Genomic DNA, 16,615 nt, shown 5'->3' on the forward strand with positions numbered 1-16,615 from the left:
CCGTCACGGCGCCAGCGGCGGCAGGATGATCGTGCTGCGCAGCGGGTCGTTGGGAATGTCGACCGGCGGCGCCAGCGGCGGCGCGGCGGACCCCGGCGCCATCGCCCCCGGCGGGGAGTATTGGCCGTAATAGGATTGCGGCCCGGCTGGCCGGGCCGGGCTCGTCGGCGCGCGCGGGGCGGCCGGTGTGGCCGGCATCCGCAGACGCGGTGCCGTGGCTGCGGGCGAAGCGGCGCGTGGTGCCGCGTTTGCGGGAGATGCGGCGCGGGGCGCCGCTTGAGGGGCCGGCGCCGGCGAGGGGGCAAGCCTGCGCGCTGGCGCGGCGTCCGTCGCTTCGCCGCCATCGGTCAGCGGCGTTCGGCCATATTCCGCCTCCAGCCGCTTGGTCTCCCGATCCAGCGCCCGCATGTTGATGGCCGTGCTCAGCGCCGTCAGGTCGAAACGGCGGTCCGGCGCGGCAAGTGGCCCTCCCCACCGTACGGCGGCGGCCGGGGCGGCGGGCAGGCCCGCATTGGCGACATCCTGCATCTCCAGCGTCGCCTCGAAGCTCAGGGCCGGAATGTCGAGCGCACCGCTCAACCCGAAACGCTGTTCGCCCACTGCGAGGCGGGCAGCGCTGGTGCGGGCCACGCCATCGACCACGCTGACGGCGCTCTCCACCCGCGCCAGCTTGAGCGGCGCGCGCGCCAGGCCGTCGCTCAGCAACTGCGCCAGACGCTGCTGGTCCGGCGGCGGCCCCCGCTCGGTCGCCAGCATCACATAGTGCAGCGCCTTCGGGTCGCTCTGGTCGACTTCCAGCCCCTCGATGGCAAAACTGCCCTGCCCCTGCAGCTGGCTCGCCAGCGCGAAGGGAGAATTGCCCCGCCCGGTCACGTCAAGCGTCGTGCTCACGCGGCCGCGCACCTTCGGCTGGGTCACGCCGAGGGCCGCGAAAAGCACGGCGCTGTCGGCACTGGTAAGGCCCAGTCGGCCGTCGAACTGCACGGCCTCGCCGGTGCGGGCAAGGTTGAACTTGCCGGAGAACGGCCCACCGGCCAGCGTGCCGGTGGCACTCTCCACCGCGAGCCGGCCCTGCGCCAGCCGCGCCACGATCGTCGCCTCGCCAAGCGCCAGCCCGCCGGGAAGATCGAAGCGCGCGACATTGAGCTTCAACTCGGCGGCAAGGCTGGAAAGCGGCGCCGGGCCGAAGCGGGCCCGCGACCATCCCTCCGCCTCCCCCGCGCCGGCGGCGCCGACGACAAGACCCAGTGCCCGCGCGACGTTCCAGCGCGGCGTGGCAAGCTCAGCCCGCACCGGCTCGCCCGGCGTGTAGCCGAGGGTGCCTGCGAGCGGCTGATCGCCCAGCGAGCCGGAAAGCGCCCCTATCCGCCAGCCCTCGCCTTCGCGGGCAAGTGCGCCGGTGAACCGTGCCGGCACCGGGCCCGTGCCGGCGGCCGCCAGTTGCGGCAGCAGGACCGCGAGGTCGGCGCTTTCCAGCGTCAGCGCGAGGTCGGGGTCGAGGCGGCCGGCGGCATCCAGCGCCGCCGTGCCCTCCCCGCGCAGCCGCGACCCGGCAAAATCGAGCGTCGCCTCGATCCGCTGATCGAGATCGAGCGTGAGGCGGGCGGGGCCGAGCTTGGGACGCAGGCCCGGAACGCCGACGCCGGACAGCACGGCGCTGCCGTCACGGGCATCGATCTCGGCCCGCCCGCTCAGCTTTCCATCCGCGCCAAAGCCGATCTGCCCCGTACCGGACAGGCCACCGAGCCGGCCATCGGCGTCGACCGTGGTGCGCCCGGCCTGCGACACCAAAGCGAGGGTGAGGTCCACCGGCGCGAGGCTCGCTTGCGTCGCGGTCAGGAACGGTTCGATGCGGGTCAGGCCGAAGGCGACCGCCAGCCCCGGCAGGCCATCAGCGCGTGGCCCCGAGAGCTTGGCGGTAAAGCGGGCGTCCCCGGCCCCGTCGCGGCCAAAGGCGGCAAGCCGGCCGGAGCCGGTGAGGTCGAGCCCCGCCAGATCCTCGATGGCGAGGCGTTCGATGCCCAGCCCGTCGGCCCCGCCCTTGAGGATGACGTCAAGGCTGCGGGCCCTGCCACCGGCAAGGCGCACCTGCTGGCCACTGAGGCTGAGATTGAGGTCCGTCGTGCCGAGGCCGAGATTCACCAGACGTTGAACCGGCGGCAGCAATGCGTCGACATCCACATCCGACGTCGTCAGCACCGCATCGACCCGCCCTCGCCCGCCGGCGGCCGGCAGCGTGTAGGCGGCGGTGCCGGCGAACCGGCTGTCCCCGGCCGAAAGGTCCACCTTGTCCAGCGCGAAGCCGCCGGCGCTGACGCTGAGTTCGGCGGAAAGCCGGGCCGCGCCGGCGGGCAGACTGGCCACCAGCCCGCTAGCCTGCGGCATCGCCCAGGCGACGAAGCCCGGCAAATCCTGCGCCTCCAGCACCCCGCTGCCGCCGAACAGGGCCGCGTTCGGATCGCCGGAACCGGCCACGCGCGGCAGGCTTCCGGAGAGCGCGATATGCGCCCCGCCGGGCAGCCGCGCCTCCAGCGTGCGGGCGCGCCAGCCGCCGGGCGACCAGTCGAGGCCCGCCTTCACCTCGCGCGCCGCCGACCCGGCGAGCAGCACCGTGTCGCTGGACAGATCGAGCGAGCCGACGATCGCGAGGTCGGCCAGTGGCGCCAGAAGCCGCGCCAGCGCGTCGGTAGCCGCCAGCGGCGTCGCGCCGCCGGTCATGGCGCCCAGATCGAGCTGGCGCGCCGCCAGAGTGAGGTCGAGCCGCGAATCGGGGGTGCCCGGCCCCGCCCCGACGAGGCGCGCGGCGCCGGAAAGTTCCACCGGCCGCTCGGCGGCGTCGAGCGTCAGGCTGAGTTCGGTGGCGGCCACCGCCTGCGACGTCGCCTCCACCTTTGCCGACAGGCTCCATGCCTTCAACAGGTCGGCCCCGGCACTCCCAGGAGTCGCTGCGGTTGCGGAAGGTGGCGCGGCGCGCACCAGCGCCGCCCGGCCACGAAAACTCGGCGCCCCCCCGGCAAGGCTCAGCACCCCATCCGCATCGACAGCGAGCGGCGAACCGACATTCTGCGCCCCGAGGCGCATCTTGGCGGTGCCGTCGGCGGCGAACTGCGTCAGGCTGAGCCGCACCCGGCGCCGCAGGCCGGCCGCGTCCGCCTCACCCTCCAGCCGTACCGGGCCGGTCGGCCCGCCGACCGCGCCGGTCAGGTCGATGTTGTCCAGCTTGAGCGCGCGCTCATTGGCGCGATCCACCACTTCAAAGCTGCCGTCGGTCACGGAGATATCGGCGATGCTGAAGCCGCCCGGCCGGGTGACGCCGGTGGGCAGCGAGAGCTTGCCTGTCGTGTCGACCACGAGCCGCCCGCGCGGGCGCAGCAGGCCGACATGGTCTGCCACCACCTCGCCGCGCATCAGCGCGCCCAGATTGAGCCGGCCGGACAGTTCCGCTACCGACAGTCCGGTGCCACCGCCATCGACGCCGATCGACACGTCGCGCAGCACCACGCGCGGGGTGGGTAGGATTTGTGCGTCGATCGGGCCACGGATGACGACGGGCGCGCCCAGGGTGCGGGCCGCCTGCGCCTCAAAGGTCGAGCGCCATTGCGACCAGTCGACGACGAACGGCGCCGCGAAGGCCGCCGCGACGGCCAATATGATCGCGCCCGCAATCGTCAACAGCAGGTTCTGCACACATCCCTCCGGCCTTTCGGCCCCGGCATCGTCGCCCCCTGGCGGCTGCCGGAACACTCTACGCTAGATCGTTGATGATTTTTGCGTTCTACGCGCCGCGCACAAGGCGCGAATTGATGCAGACGCGACACAAACGCCGCGGCGGGCCTGCCGGCGCTTCCCTCGCGCCCGTCTCTCAGGGCAGGATCTTTCCTGGATTCATGATGTTCTGCGGGTCGAGCGCCTGCTTGATCGCCCGCATCGCATCCAGCGCGGCGAGACCGTGCTCGGCCTCCATATAGCCGCGCTTGCCCTGGCCGACCCCGTGTTCGCCGGTGGCGGTGCCGCCCATGGCCAGCGAGCGTTTGACCATGCGCGAGATGAAGTCCTTCGCCTTCGCCACATCCTGCGGGTCGCTCATGTCGACCAGAGTGACGGTGTGGAAGTTGCCGTCACCGACATGACCGACGATGGGCGCCAGCATCCCCATCTCCTCAATATCGTTTTTGGTCTCGTCGACGCAGTCGGCGAGGCGGGAGAGCGGCACGCACACATCGGTGGCCAGCGCCTTGGCGCCAGGCTTCAGCGGCAGGCAGGCCCAGTAGGCGTCGTGCCGCGCCTGCCAGAGCTTGGTGCGCTCTTCGGGCCGTGTCGCCCATCTGAAAGTGCCGCCACCATATTCCGCCGCGATATCGCCGAAGCGCCCGGCCTGCTCATGCACGCTGGCCTCCGTGCCATGGAACTCCACGAACAGGGTCGGCTGCTCGGCGAGGTCGAGCTTTGAATAGGCGTTGCAGGCCCGCACCTGCACCTCGTCGAGCAGTTCGATGCGCGCCACCGGCAGGCCGGACTGGATGGTGAGGATCGCCGCGTCGCAGGCGGAGCGGATGGTGGGGAACGCGCAGACCCCGCCGGAAATCGCCTCGGGAATGCCGGCCAGCCGCAGCGTCAGCCCGGTGATGATGCCGAGCGTGCCCTCGGCGCCCACGAACAGCCGCGTGAGGTCGTAGCCGGCGGCGGATTTCCTCGCCCGCCGCGCGGTGGTGATGACCTCCCCATTGGCCAGCACGGCCGTGAGCGCGATCACATTGTCCTTCATCGTGCCGTAGCGCACCGCATTGGTGCCCGAGGCGCGGGTGGAGGCCATGCCGCCCAGCGAGGCGTCGGCGCCGGGGTCGATGGGGAAAAACAGGCCGGCATCGCGCAGATGCTCGTTCAGCTGCTTGCGCGTCACCCCCGGCTCGATCACGCAGTCGAGATCCTCGGGATGGACGGACAGCACCCGGTTCATGCGCGAGAGGTCGATGGAAATGCCGCCGTGCGGGGCGTTGATCTGCCCCTCCAGCGAGGTGCCGGTACCAAAGGCGATCACCGGCACGCCATGCCGGGCGCAGGCGCGCACGACGAGTTGAACCTCCTCGGTGCTCTCGACGAACACCACCGCATCCGGCGCCTCGTTGGCCAGCCAGGTGATGGTGTTGGCGTGCTGTTCACGGATCGCCCGGCCGATGGCGAGCCGGTCGCCGAAACGGGGGGAAAGGGCGGCAACCACGTCCTGCACCCGGGCGGGGTCCACGGGGACAGGGCCCGCCTGCATCGCGAGACGCTCCTCGACCATGGTTTCCATCCCGCTCTCCCGAAGCTCGTATGCACCCGCCGCGTGGCGCCAAAGCCGGCAGCGCCAACCGCTTATACCTTATCAGCGCAGGCCGCGACTCCCGCCGCGCCGCTGCCGCCGTGCAAAAAGCCCGACGAAACCCCGCAAAGGCAAGAATTCAGTCATTCAATTGCCATCACGGCAGGTGACGACTGCACTGAAAGTCGGCACAATGCTTGTCAATAAGGCAGCGCGGTACCTCGCGCTCAGCGGTCGGGATGGTGTCATGCTGGACGGGATCGATTTCGAACCCGTATTTTTCGCGCCTTTCGTGTCTTCCGTGATGACGGTCGACACGGGCTGGGCCGATCACAACGGGCATTTGCACGCGGCCTTCCACAGCCTCCTGTTCGACCGCGCGGTCGACGAGGCGGTGTTCCTTGTCGGGCTTGGCCCGCACATGGTGGAAAGCCGCAGCGCCTCTTTCGTTACGATGGAGGCTCATCAGCGTTTCCAGCGCGAACTTCGCGCCGGACAGGAAGTGCGGGCGACGCTTCGCCTCATCAATTACGACGAGAAGCGCATGCATCTGTTCCAGGAGTTGCACCACGCCCGCGAGGGCTGGATCGCCTCGACCTATGAACAGATCGCCCAGCATGTGGAAGCCGGCACCCGCCGCGTGGTGCCTTTCCCCGACGAGGTGCTGGAACGGCTGGCGCTGATGAAGGCGGCCCATGGCGCGCTGCCGGTCCCGGAAGGGCTCGGCCGGCCGGTCAACATGCCGATCCGCCTCAGCTGAGCGGCCCTCACCGGCGGTCGGCGGGCGTGGTGTTGCGCCCGCGATCGGCGGTGAGTTCCAGCGTGGTCCAGCCTTCGATGGTGCGGCGGCGCTTCAGCCGCAGGCCCTGCGCGCGATAGGCGGCCAGCGCCGCATTGGCGTGCGAGGGCAGCAGCCCCGACAGCACCACCGTCCCGCCCGGTGCCCGCAGCAGGCTCAGCTGCCGGGCGATGCCCTTGAGCGGCGCCAGCAGGATGTTGGCAAGGATCAGGTCGTAAGGCCCCTCGCGGCGGAACTCCCTCGCACCCAGCCCCGGCGCATGCAGGAAGCGGATATGCGTCGCGGCCCGGTTCGCCACCGCATTGGCCCGCGCCGTCGCCACCGCCACCGGGTCGATGTCGCTGGCCAGCACCGGGGCATGGAACAGCCGCGCCGCCGCCATGGCGAGAACGCCGGTGCCGGTGCCGACATCGAGCGTGCGGGCCGGGCGGCGCTGCTTGCCGAAAGCGTCGATGGCGGCAAGGCACCCCTTGGTGGTGCCGTGATGGCCGGTGCCGAAGGCCAGCGCCGCCTCGATCTCGATGCCGATCCGGCTTGGCGCCAGCCGCCCGCGATCATGCGAGCCATGCACGACGAAGCGACCGATGGCGACCGGAGCCAGCCCCTCCAGCGAGGCGGCCACCCAGTCCTTCTTGTCGAGCAGCGAAAACACCGCCGCCGCCGCCGCGTCCGGCGAGACCAGCGCCACCAGCTCGCGCACCATCTCCTCGTCCGGCGGATCGCCGAAATAAACCTCGACCGCCCAACCCGCCCCTTCGGCGCGGTCCTCGACCTCGAAAGCGGCGGCGGCCACCTCGGCCGGGTCGAAGCTCTCGCCGAGATATTCGGCGATGGCGCGCGCCTCGTGCTCGGGCGCATCCACCCGCATCACATGCGACGCGCCATTGGGCGGCAATCCTTCGAGCATGGCGGTCCTCACGGGGTGGCGGGGCGAGCTTTAGAGGCGGTGGCCGCTCTGTAAGCGAGACCGCGCCCGAACGCCAGCGCGGGAGGAAGGCTCAGCCTCTCACGCCGCGTCGACAAAACTGTCGACCACCTTCTTCTCGCCGGCCTTGTCGAACTGCACGGTGAGCTTGTTGCCTTCCACCGAGGCCACCTCGCCATAGCCGAACTTCTGGTGGAACACCCGGTCGCCGACGGCAAAGCGCGTCGCCGGCCCGGTGGAGCGGGCGATGAGCTCGCCCTCGATGACCAGCCCGCCGCGCGCCTTCTCGCTTGCCGCGAAGCGCGAGGGGCGGTTGTCGGCGAAGGTGCCCGACCCGCCGCCGGAAAACCCGCCTGACGACCCGCCCGATCCGCCGCCGCCGGCGCGAGAGGCGTTCTGCGCCCGCTGCCAGCCGGGCGTGGAATAGGAGGAACCGAAGGTCTGCGCCTCGTCGAAACGGCTCGGCCCGTAGCCATAGCGGCCCGACTGGCCGCCCCCCCAGCCCTGCCCGCCGCGCGATTCCGTCACCTCCACGTCCTTCTCCGACAATTCGTCGAGGAAGCGGCTCGGCACGGCCGATTGCCACAGGCCGTGGATGCGCCGGTTGGAGGCGAAGAACACCTTGGCCCGCTTGCGCGCGCGGGTGATGCCGACATAGGCGAGGCGGCGCTCCTCCTCCAGCCCGGCACGGCCCTGCTCGTCCAGCGCGCGCTGGTTGGGAAACACGCCCTCCTCCCAGCCGGGCAGGAACACAGTATCGAATTCCAGCCCCTTGGCGGAATGCAGCGTCATGATGCTGACGGCATCGCCTCCATTGCCGCGATCGACATCCATCACCAGCGAAATGTGTTCGAGGAAGCCGATCAGGTTCTCGAACGGCTCCATCGAGCGCACGAGTTCCTTGAGGTTGTCGAGCCGGCCTTGAGCGTCGGCGGAGCGGTCCTTCTGCCACATCTCGGTGTAGCCGGACTCGTCCAGCACGATCTCCGCCAGTTCGTGATGGCGCATGGTGGCCATCTGCTCCCGCCAGCGGTCGAACGAGCCGACAAGCTCGCGCAAGGTGAGGCGCACCTTGGGCTTCAGTTCCTCGCTCGCCGCCAGCTCGCGGGCGGCTTCGGCCAGTGGAAGCTGGGCGGCGCGGGCATGATCGTGGATCTGCCGCAGCGCCGCGTCGCCGAGCCCGCGCTTGGGCACGTTGACGATGCGCTCGAAGGCGAGGTCGTCGGTCGGCGAGGCGATGACCCTGAGATAAGCCAGCGCGTCGCGGATTTCCGCCCGCTCGTAGAAGCGCGGGCCGCCGATGACGCGGTAGTTCAGCCCCAGCGTGACGAAGCGTTCCTCGAATTCGCGCATCTGGAACGAGGCGCGCACGAGGATGGCGATTTGCGTCAGCGCGTGGCCGGCGCGCTGCAACTGCTCGATCTCCTCGCCGATGGCGCGGGCTTCCTCCTGGCTGTCCCAGGCGCCCGTCACCGTCACCTTCTCGCCGCTCTCGCCTTCCGAGAACAGCGTCTTGCCGAGCCGCCCGGCATTGTGGGCGATAAGGTGCGCCGCCGCGCCGAGGATATGGCCGGTGGAGCGGTAATTGCGCTCCAGCCGCACCACGGTGGCGCCGGGAAAATCGCTGTCGAAGCGCAGGATGTTGTCCACCTCGGCGCCGCGCCAGCCATAGATCGACTGGTCGTCGTCGCCGACGCAGCAGACATTGCGCGAGCCCGCCGCCAGCAGCCGCAGCCACAGATACTGCGCGACATTGGTGTCCTGGTATTCGTCGACGAGGATATAGCGGAAGCGGCGATGATACTCCGCCAGCACGTCCGGGTTCTCGCGCAGCAGGCGAATGCTCTCCAGCAGCAAATCGCCGAAATCCACCGCGTTCAGCGCCTTCAGCCGCGCCTGATAGTCGGTGTACAGCTTCTGCCCAAGCCCGTTGGCAAACGCCGAACCCTCGCCGGCCGGCACCTGCGCCGGGGAGAGGCCGCGATTCTTCCAGCCGTCGATGATGTTGGCGAGCAACCGCGCCGGCCAGCGCTTCTCGTCGATGGATTCGGCCTGCAGAAGCTGCTTCAGCAGCCTTATCTGGTCGTCGGTGTCGAGAATGGTGAAGCCCGAGCGCAGCCCCACCAGCTCGGAATGCCGGCGCAGCATGCGCACGCCGATGGAGTGGAACGTGCCGAGCCACGGCATGCCCTCCACCTGCTCGCCGACCATGGCGCCGATGCGGTCCTTCATCTCCCGCGCCGCCTTGTTGGTGAAGGTGACGGCCAGGATCTGCGAGGGCCAGGCAAGGCCGAGCGAGAGGATATGGGCGATGCGCGTGGTCAGCACCCGTGTCTTGCCGGTGCCGGCGCCGGCGAGCACCAGCACGGGACCCTCGGTCGCTTCCACCGCCGCCCGCTGCTCGGGGTTCAGCCCATCGAGATAGACGCCCCGTCCTTGCGCGCCATGGCCGGGATTGGCCAGCGCCGCCGCGCGCGCGGCGATGCCGCCGGGGCGCGGGGTAGCCACCGGCAGGTCGAACGGGAAGTCGGAGGGATCGCCATCCGGGGTATTTCGGGGGTCGGCCAAAGGCCTGCTCTCAGTCATGATGGATGATTCTTGAGGGAACAAAATGGCACCGGCGTGCCCATTTGGCGAGGGCGGGGCGCAATTGCCAGGATTCGGCTCGCGCGATACCGCTCAGCTCGCGCGATACCGCAGCGCCGGAAGCGCCGCACTTATATGCGCGCCCAGCGCCCGCGCCGCCAGCGAAGGGCGCGGGTCGGCATATTCCAGCGCGATGCCGATGCTGGGAAGCGCCGGCATGCCGTTGGTGACGATATGAAGATCGGGGGGCACCGCCATGCGGGTCAGCACCGCTATCGCGTGGCCAGAGCGGGCGATGGCGATGAGGCCGGCCAGACTGTTGCTGGCGAAGGCCACCCGGTAGCGCCGCCCCACGGACTCCATCGCCGCGCAGGCCGCGCGATAATCCAGCGTGAGCGGCGCCGAGAGTGCCAGCGGCAGGCTGGGCTGGCCCAGCACCGAGGGCGCGGCATCATTGGCCACCCAGACGAAGTCCTCCTGCCGGATCACCTCGCTGCCGCCGGGATCGGACACCGAGACCAGCGCCATCTCTATCTGCCGCCGGTGCAGCAGCGGACGCAGTTCCAGCGTCGGCGCGCACACCATGCGCAATTCGACATCGGGATGCAGCGCGCAGAAGCCGCGCAGAAGCTCAGGCAGGAACGCGGCGGAATAATCTTCCGGGCAGCCGAAGCTCACCGGGCCGCGCAGCCCCGTCCCCACCATGTCGGCGAGGATCTCGTCGTGGCGCGCGAGCAGGGCGTCGGCATGCACCAGCAGCTTCTCGCCCGCCATGGTGAGGCGGACGCCCGAGCCGCTGCGGTGCAGGAGCGGCTGCCCAAGGGCGCTTTCCAGCCGGTGCATCTGCATGCTCAGCGCCGACTGGGTGCGGCCGATCTGCATGCAGGCGCCGCTGATCGAGCCCGTGCGCGCCACGACGGCGAAGCTGCGCAGCAAGGCGAGGTCGAGGTCCGGGATAAGCGTCATCGAACTATCAATTTCATCAATATCGGAATGAAGTAATATCAGTTTGCCTGAATGGGCAAGGCCCGCTAGCTCTTTTAACCTGGCCATTCCACGGGTGATCCCATGACGCTGAACGCCGAGTCGCTGAACGCCGAGTCGCTGAACGCCGAGACGCAGAACGCCGAGACGACCAACGCCGGGTCGCAGAACGCCGACCCCGCCTTCTGGGCCGCCGCCGGCACCCACCTCACCCGCTATGGGCCCAGTTTCGAATCCATCATCGTCGAGCGGGCGGAGGGCAGTTTTGTCTATGATGCCGACGCACGCGGCATTCTCGACTTCACCTCCGGCCAGATGAGCGCGGTGCTCGGCCACACCCATCCCGACATCGTCGCCACCGTCGAGCGCCAGATGGGCCGGGTCGCCCATCTGTTTTCCGGCATGCTCTCGCGCCCGGTGGTTGAGCTCGCCTCCCGCCTCGCCGCGCTGGCGCCGGGGCTGGAGCGCGTCCAGCTGCTTTCCACGGGCGCGGAATCGAACGAGGCCGCCATCCGCATGGCGAAGCTGGTGACCGGCGGGCACGAGATCGTCGCCTTCGCCCAGAGCTGGCACGGCATGACCGGCGCGGCGGCGGCGGCAACCTACAGCGCCGGGCGCCGGGGCTACGGGCCGGTGGCGGCGGGCTCCTTCGTCATCCCCGCGCCGAACTCCTACCGGCCGCGCTTCACCCATCCGGACGGTTCCAACGACTGGCAGGCCGAGCTCGACGACGCCTTCTCGCTCATCGACCGCCAGTCCACCGGCGCGCTGGCCGCCTTCATCGCAGAGCCGATCCTGTCGAGCGGGGGCATTCTCGAACTGCCGCCCGGCTACCTCAAGGCGCTGAAGCAGAAATGCGAGGAGCGGGGCATGTTGCTCATCCTCGACGAGGCGCAGACCGGCATCGCCCGCACCGGCCACATGTTCGCCTTCCAGCGCGACGGCGTGACGCCCGACATCATGACGCTCTCGAAGACGCTCGGCGCCGGCCTGCCGCTCGCCGCCGTCATGACCGCCCCCGCGATCGAGGAAAAGGCCTTTGAGAAGGGCTTCCTGTTCTACACCACCCATGTTTCCGATCCGCTTCCCGCAGCCGTCGGCGTCACCGTGCTGGACGTGGTCGAGCGCGACGGGCTGGTGGAACAGGCGATCACGCGCGGTCAGCGGCTCAAGGATGGCCTGCTCTCGCTTCAGCAACGCTATGACTGCGTGGGCGATGTGCGCGGGCGCGGCCTGCTGCTCGGGCTGGAAATCGTGCTCGATCGCGGCACCAAGGAACCCGGCTTCGAGCTTGGCGCGCGCGTCATGGAAGAGGCGATGAACCGGGGCCTGAGCATGAACATCGTCAAGCTGCCGGGCATGGGCGGCGTGTTCCGCATCGCCCCGCCGCTCACCGTCTCCGAGGCCGAGATCGACCTCGGGCTGGAGATCATCTCCGATTCCATCGCCGCCGCCACCCGCTGACGCCGCCGGCCGGCCCGGCGATCGGGGCCCCCGGCGCAAGGCAAGCGGGTCGTTGACGGCAGGGGGAACGCCGCTGGCGTCAGTGGGCCGGGCATGGTCTGATTGCGCGGAAACCCTTCCGTGCAGCACCTGCCCAAGGCCCCCGATGTTTGAAGCCAAGTTCCAGACCTTCGCCGATTCCGCCGCCCCCGCGCTCGGCACCGCCCGGCTCAAGCTGCTGCGGGACGAACTGGAGCGGCGCGGGCTGGACGGTTTTCTCATTCCCCGCGCCGACGCGCACCAGAACGAATATGTGCCGCCCTGCGACGAGCGCCTCGCCTGGCTCACCGGCTTCACCGGCTCGGCCGGCCTCGCTCTGGTGCTGCGGGACGAAGCCGCGATCGTGGTCGACGGACGCTACACGCTGCAGGCCGCCGCACAGGTCGACACCGCCTCCTTCACCGTGGTGCCGCTGGCGGAAACCTCGCCCGAACGCTGGCTGGAAAAGCACCTCACCGCCGGCGCGCATTTCGGCTACGACCCCTGGCTGACCACGGTGGAAGGCGAGCAGAAGCTGCGCCGTGCCGCCACCGCAGCCGGTGCGGTTCTGGTGGCGGTCGAGGGCAACCCGCTCGACGCGGTGTGGCACGACCGCCCCGCCCCCCCGCTCGCCCCCGTCACCCTGCGCGACCCGACGCTGGCCGGAGAGAGCGCGCCGGACAAGATCGCCCGCATACAGGCGGCTCTGGCCGAGCAGAAGCTCGACGCGCTGGTGGTCTCTGATCCGCATTCGGTCGCCTGGGCCTTCAACATCCGCGGCGGCGACGTGAACTTCACCCCGCTTGCGCTGGCCTGGGCGCTCATTCCGCGCACCGGCCGCCCGACCCTGTTCGTCGACGGCCGCAAGCTCTCCAACGCCGCCCGCGACGCGCTCGGCCACGTCACCGAGATCGCCGAGCCGATGCTGCTGGAGCGCGCGGTGGAAATGGCGGCCGCAGGCGGCGCCACCGTGCGCCTCGATCAGGCGACCGCCCCCTCCCTGCTGGCCGCGCGGGTAGAGGCCGCCGGCGGCAAGGTGTCGAACGGCGCGAGCCCGGTCGCGCTGATGCAGGCGGCCAAGAACGCGGCCGAGCTTGCCGGCATGCGGGCCGCGCACCGGCGCGATGGCGCCGCGCTCGCCCGCTTCCTCGCCTGGTTCGACACGGAGGCACCGAAGGGCGCGCTGACCGAGATTGACGCCGTGTGCGCGCTGGAGGGCTTCCGCCGCGAGACGGGCGAACTGAAGGACATTTCCTTCCCCAGCATTTCCGGCGCCGGGCCCAATGGTGCCATCGTGCATTACCGTGTCACCGAGGCGACCAACCGGGCGATCCGCCCCGACGAACTGTTCCTCATCGATTCCGGTGCGCAATACGAGGACGGCACCACCGACGTCACCCGCACGCTCTTCGTCGGCACCGCCAGCACGGAAATGCGCGACCGCTTCACCCGCGTGCTGAAAGGGCACATCGCCATCGCCCGCGCGGTTTTTCCTCTCGGCATCTCCGGCTCGCAGCTCGACAGCTTCGCCCGCCAGCATCTGTGGGCCGCCGGGCTCGATTTCGACCACGGCACCGGCCATGGCGTCGGCGCCTATCTCTCGGTGCATGAGGGGCCGGCACGGATTTCCAAGCTCGGCACGGTGGCGCTGGCGCGCGGCATGGTGCTCTCCAACGAGCCCGGCTACTACAAGGCGGGCGCTTACGGCATCCGGCTGGAAAACCTTGAGATTGTGGTCGATGGCCCGGCGGTGGCCGGCGCCGAACGCACGCTGCTCGCCTTCGAGACCCTGACGCTTGCCCCCTTCGACCGGCGCGGCATCGAGACCGCCCTGCTCACCCCGGACGAGGTCGCCTGGCTCGACGCCTATCATGCCCGCGTGCGCGTCGAGATCGGTCCGCTGGTCGATGCGACCACGCGCGTCTGGCTGGAGGCGGCGACGGCGCCACTGGCCGTCTGAAGGCGCGTTTATGCCCGTCATGAGAAGCTAAAGGTTCAATGGAACCTTCGCGTCACGGTGACGTTATCCCGGCGACCAATGTAACGGGATGGCTGGAGACTCGGCATGACGACTATTCTGATTGTAATTCTGATCCTGATCCTTGTCGGCGCTCTGCCCAGCTGGGGCTACAGCCGCAATTGGGGCTATGGCCCGAGCGGTCTCGTCACCATCCTTCTGGTGATCCTGATCGTGATGATGCTTACCGGCCGCCTCTGACCGTCGCGCGCCGTTATTGAAAAGCCGCCGCGTCTCCCCCCGCGGCGGCTTTTCTGCGTCTTCAGCCGGCAACCAGCGCCAGCCACTCGTCTTCGGTGAGGACGGCAACGCCGAGATCGCGGGCCTTGGCGAGCTTGGAGCCGGCATCCGCTCCCGCCACGACATAATCCGTCTTTTTCGACACTGAGCCCGCCACCTTGGCGCCCAGCCGCTCGGCCATCGCCTTGGCCTCGTCGCGGGTCATCTTTTCCAGCGCGCCGGTGAACACCACCGTCTTGCCGCTCACCGCGCCGGCGCTGGCGACAGCTTCCATCGGCTCGGGCGTCACCTCCCGCAGCAGCGCCTCGAACGCCGCCTGGTTGTTCGGCTCGTCGAAGAAATCGACCACCGCCTCCGCTACCACCGCGCCGATGCCCTCGATGCCGACCAGCTCCGCCCAGGCCTCATTGCCCTTGGGGTGCTCCTCGCCCGGCGGCACAGCCGCCCGTGCCACCTCGCGCAGCGCCTCGATGGTCGGGAAATGCCGCAGCAGCCTTTTCGCGTTGGTCTCGCCGACATGGCGGATGCCGAGCGCGTAGAGGAAGCGGTTTACCGGCACGCGCCGGCGGGTGGCGATGGCGGCAAACAGGTTCTTGGCCGAGGTCTCGCCCCAGCCCTCGCGGTTCTTCAGCCTTGTGAGCGCGCCGGGAGCGGAATCCCGCGCCTCCAGCGTGAAGATATCGGCCGGCTGCTTCACCAGCCCGGCCTCGAAAAACGCCTGCACCTGCTTCTCGCCCAGCCCCTCGATGTCGAAGGCGTCGCGCGAGACGAAATGGCGGATGCGCTCCACTGCCTGCGCCGGGCAGATCAGCCCGCCGGTGCAGCGGCGCACCACTTCGCCCTCCTCGCGCACGGCATGCGAGCCGCAGGCGGGGCACAGCGTGGGGAACACGAATTTCGTCGCCTCGGCCGGCCGGCGCTCCAGCTCGACACCGACCACCTGCGGGATGACGTCGCCGGCGCGCTGGATCGTCACCCAGTCGCCCTCGCGAATGTCGATCGGCTCGCCTTCCAGGGTCCCGCGGATCGGCTCGCCGGCGCCGCCGATGCCCTTGATGTAGTCCTCATTGTGCAGCGAGGCGTTGGAGACGACGACGCCGCCCACCGTCACCGGGGTGAGCTTGGCCACGGGGGTGAGCGCGCCGGTACGCCCGACCTGGATTTCGATCCGCTCCAGCCGGGTGATCGCCCGCTGCGCCGGGAATTTGTGCGCCAGCGCCCAGCGCGGCGAGCGCGAGACGAAGCCCAGCCGCCCCTGCAGCGCGAGGCTGTCCACCTTGTAGACGACGCCGTCAATGTCGTAGCCCAGCGTGGCGCGCTGCTCGCCGATGCTGCGGTAATGCGCCAGCAGCTCCTGCGCCGAATGGCAGCGCACGGTGAGCGGATTTGTCGGCAGGCCCCAGCGCTTGAACGCCTCGATCACGCCGAACTGGGTGTCGGCGGGAAGCCCTTCCTCCCCCACTTCGCCCCAGGCATAGGCGAAGAAGCGCAGCGGTCGGCTGGCGGTGATCTTCGGGTCGAGCTGGCGCAGGCTGCCCGCCGCCGCGTTGCGCGGGTTAGCGAAAAGCGGCTTGCCCGCCTCAAGCTGGCGGGCATTGATCGCGGCGAAAGCGTCGTGGCCCATATAGACCTCGCCACGCACCTCGACGATGGCGGGCACGTCCTGGCCCCTCAGTCGCTGCGGAATTTCGCCGATGGTGCGCACATTGGCGGTCACGTCCTCGCCCTCGAAGCCGTCGCCGCGCGTCGCCGCCTGTTTGAGCTCGCCGTTCTCGTAGCGCAGCGAGCAGGACAGGCCGTCGATCTTCGGCTCGGCGGTCAGGGCGAGGTCGGCATCGGCCGGCAGGCCGAGGAAGCGGCGCACGCGGGCGACGAACTCCTCCACTTCCTCATCGGCGAAGGCGTTGCCGAGCGACAGCATCGGCACGGCATGGCGCACCTTGGCGAATTTGGCGGAGGGCGCGGCGCCCACCTTTTCCGACAGGCTGTCCATCCCGCGCAGTTCGGGAAACTGCGCCTCGATCGCCTCATAGCGCCGGCGCAGCGCGTCGTAATCGGCGTCGGAAACGCTCGGCGCGTCGTCCTGGTAGTAGCGCCGGTCATGGCCGGCGATGTCCTCGCCGAGTTTTGCGTGCTCACCGGCCGCCTCGTCGGCGGTCAGCGTCGCGACGTCCTTGCCAGCGGCATCGTCCGGCGGTTCGTCGCCCGGCAGAGCGGAGGAAGGCGTCAGGGATCGCGACATGGCACTCACCGCAGGCATGGGCGGGCACACCGCCGGGG

10 protein-coding genes are annotated in these 16,615 nt (G+C 69.8%); 4 read left to right on the forward strand and 6 right to left on the reverse strand.

Features of this window, described 5'->3' with window-relative positions:
• Positions 1 to 3: 3 nt before the first annotated feature.
• Both EV667_RS19655 and EV667_RS19660 read right to left on the reverse strand, forming a co-directional pair.
• A complete protein-coding gene (locus EV667_RS19655; protein WP_131837057.1) occupies positions 4 to 3,687 on the reverse strand; it encodes an AsmA family protein in 3,684 nt (1,227 codons plus the stop codon).
• Positions 3,688 to 3,862: 175 nt separating this feature from the next.
• A complete protein-coding gene (locus tag EV667_RS19660; RefSeq protein ID WP_425359045.1) occupies positions 3,863 to 5,293 on the reverse strand; it encodes an FAD-linked oxidase C-terminal domain-containing protein in 1,431 nt (476 codons plus the stop codon).
• 256 nt (positions 5,294 to 5,549) lie between these two features.
• Between EV667_RS19660 and EV667_RS19665 the strand changes: the two genes are divergently transcribed.
• Complete coding sequence (locus tag EV667_RS19665) at positions 5,550 to 6,062, forward strand: thioesterase family protein (protein WP_131837058.1); 513 nt, start codon at positions 5,550 to 5,552, stop codon at positions 6,060 to 6,062.
• Positions 6,063 to 6,069: 7 nt separating this feature from the next.
• Here the strand turns inward: EV667_RS19665 and EV667_RS19670 are convergent, their stop codons facing one another.
• The 3 genes from EV667_RS19670 to EV667_RS19680 form a co-directional block, all read right to left on the reverse strand.
• The gene (locus EV667_RS19670; protein ID WP_131837059.1) at positions 6,070 to 7,008 is read right to left on the reverse strand and encodes a 50S ribosomal protein L11 methyltransferase; all 939 of its coding nucleotides are present in this window, start codon (positions 7,006 to 7,008) and stop codon (positions 6,070 to 6,072) included.
• 99 nt (positions 7,009 to 7,107) lie between these two features.
• Positions 7,108 to 9,594 carry an ATP-dependent helicase gene (locus EV667_RS19675; RefSeq protein WP_131837060.1) on the reverse strand — a complete coding sequence of 829 codons (2,487 nt, stop codon included), beginning with the start codon at positions 9,592 to 9,594 and terminating at the stop codon, positions 7,108 to 7,110.
• A gap of 111 nt (positions 9,595 to 9,705) precedes the next feature.
• On the reverse strand, positions 9,706 to 10,578 hold the full coding sequence (locus EV667_RS19680) for a LysR family transcriptional regulator (protein WP_131837061.1): 873 nt from the start codon (positions 10,576 to 10,578) through the stop codon (positions 9,706 to 9,708).
• Positions 10,579 to 10,680: 102 nt separating this feature from the next.
• Between EV667_RS19680 and EV667_RS19685 the strand changes: the two genes are divergently transcribed.
• The 3 genes from EV667_RS19685 (at position 10,681) to EV667_RS19695 (ending at position 14,296) form a co-directional block, all read left to right on the forward strand.
• Positions 10,681 to 12,060: an aspartate aminotransferase family protein gene (locus EV667_RS19685; RefSeq protein WP_131837062.1), complete on the forward strand. Its 1,380-nt coding sequence runs from the start codon at positions 10,681 to 10,683 to the stop codon at positions 12,058 to 12,060.
• Between the two features lie 145 nt (positions 12,061 to 12,205).
• Positions 12,206 to 14,038, forward strand: coding sequence for an aminopeptidase P family protein (locus tag EV667_RS19690; RefSeq protein WP_131837063.1), 1,833 nt, complete (start codon positions 12,206 to 12,208; stop codon positions 14,036 to 14,038).
• Between the two features lie 105 nt (positions 14,039 to 14,143).
• A complete protein-coding gene (locus EV667_RS19695; RefSeq protein WP_018387773.1) occupies positions 14,144 to 14,296 on the forward strand; it encodes a DUF3309 domain-containing protein in 153 nt (50 codons plus the stop codon).
• Positions 14,297 to 14,357: 61 nt separating this feature from the next.
• Here the strand turns inward: EV667_RS19695 and ligA are convergent, their stop codons facing one another.
• Complete coding sequence (ligA, locus tag EV667_RS19700) at positions 14,358 to 16,577, reverse strand: NAD-dependent DNA ligase LigA (RefSeq protein ID WP_425359046.1); 2,220 nt, start codon at positions 16,575 to 16,577, stop codon at positions 14,358 to 14,360.
• Between the last annotated feature and the right edge of the window lie 38 nt (positions 16,578 to 16,615).

Source organism: Ancylobacter aquaticus (genome assembly GCF_004339465.1).
In the GTDB taxonomy this organism is placed as follows: domain Bacteria; phylum Pseudomonadota; class Alphaproteobacteria; order Rhizobiales; family Xanthobacteraceae; genus Ancylobacter; species Ancylobacter aquaticus.